The organism is Glaciecola sp. SC05 (assembly GCF_041380235.1).
Classification (GTDB): domain Bacteria; phylum Pseudomonadota; class Gammaproteobacteria; order Enterobacterales; family Alteromonadaceae; genus Glaciecola.
Genome location: NZ_JBGIYY010000045.1, coordinates 1 through 1751, shown reverse-complemented (window position 1 = coordinate 1751; position 1751 = coordinate 1). Strand labels below are relative to the sequence as shown.

Below are 1751 nucleotides of genomic sequence, written 5' to 3'. Positions count from 1 at the left end.
ATCACAAAGCCTAACAACATCTAACACTGAGCTTTGAAAATATAAGCGATGTTCACTTTGACTATTGTCTACGTCCATCACAATGCTTGCTTGCATCAGATTGTTTGTTGAAAAAGCGATCCGCAAGCGGCGTTTGATCTCTGGCTTTACGAGCTCTGTGTATGCTTTAACTCGCTGAAATATCGCTTGTTCGGTAATATAATTGACGCCATTTGCATCCATTTCTTTAATACACTCTGACATGATTTTACGGTGCTCGAGAATGACGCTCAGCGTCTCAACCGTGCCAAGTTGCTTTAGCTCGCTCTGCCTGTAGTTATAGCTATGCAGGTTTGCCGACATTTTATGTTTGCCTTAACTTAATCATCATTGCCCTGTCCTTTCATAGCAGCTCTGCTTGTTCGCCGCTGTCGAGTGAGGTGAAGGTTTCAGCGCCTTTCCAATACACACGATTTCGCTCTGCATGGTAAGGCAAGGCAGTCGTTAAAGCATCCATAACATGGCGGCGCCCTATTTTTGCTTGTAGCTCTGGACTAGTGGAATGGGTCCCAGCGGCCATCAATTTAAAACCAGACTCTTCGAGATCATTTAGCCACCAATCAAATTGACCAATATCGATATTGGCAATCTCATCGTGCACTATGGGTAGCGAAGTGTCGCAGTTGTGAGCAATCAACCGTTTTAGAAGCAGCTGTACTAGCTTAATTTTAATTAGTGCATTAGTGGAGTTGCTCTGTTTTTTATCTTCCCTACCTCGTTTGTTCTTTAATTGCACACGTGGCTCAAAAGACTCAATAACACTGTCCATCGTCAGTGTGAAATTATCGTCCTTATCAAAGAACCTCTCAGCAAACGCCACAAGACGCTGATAAAAGTCATCAGACTGCATTTGATTGCTATACAAATTGGTTTCAGCGAACTCGTTCACCAAAGACGAAAACTGCTTATTAATGCCTACTTCAAACTCAACAGTTTCAACATTGTTGATAATGATGCCGGCAAAGGCATGATTAATTTCTTTCTCAAAGGCTTTGATGATTTTGAAATTTTGCACGATGATTTCTTTTTTAGTGCCAATCGTTTGGTTGTGCTCTTCTACTTGACGCCCAAGTAGCGAGCGCTGAGTATCAAGATTGCCATACACCTCAGACACATCATCAACGCATTGACTAATTTCATGCCAAAACGGGGTATCTCCTTTTATACCGCGCTTGTCTTCTATGATGTTGAGGTCAACAAACGAACGTAACTGGCTTATCAGAGTTAATTGAAGTTGCTCTAAATGACTAGCACTTGTTGCAAACAACTCAAGTGAGTTGTCGTTAACGTATCCATTCAGATCTTGATTGTCAGGCAATAGCTCCAACCATTTGTTATTCGTCACCGCAAAAGACTTTAATTGCTTCTGAAGTAAGATGTGCTCAGCAATATTGTCTTTACATTGAGCGTACATCGCCTTCATCGCTTCAAGCTTACTTTGCGCCGTTTCAAGCTTTTTCAGCGCTGCTTCAATCAAGTGCTCTAAGGCTTTGATACTAGTACTAGTGGTTTCTGCTTCGTGTAAAAGCTCAGATACGCGTTTTTGCGCATAATCGGCATTATTTAAGGCGTCGATGTCTTTTTTATTGAGTTCAATTTGCTGTTTTAGCTGCTTAGTTGATTGCTCCTGATGTAAAGCGCTTGGCGAATCGCTCAACAACGCTTTCAGCTGCTTTTCAAGGCTTTCAATTTCTTGATCAAGCTTTTCTAGC

General features: G+C 41.8%; 2 protein-coding genes. Both read right to left on the bottom strand.

Going from position 1 to position 1751, the window contains the following annotated elements; translation table 11 throughout:
* A partial coding sequence (locus AB9H30_RS19280; protein ID WP_371196421.1) for a hypothetical protein occupies positions 1 to 342 on the bottom strand: 342 nt, incomplete at its 3' end.
* 40 nt (positions 343 to 382) lie between these two features.
* The coding region (locus tag AB9H30_RS19275) for a hypothetical protein (RefSeq protein WP_371196420.1) at positions 383 to 1751 on the bottom strand (1369 nt) is incomplete at its 5' end.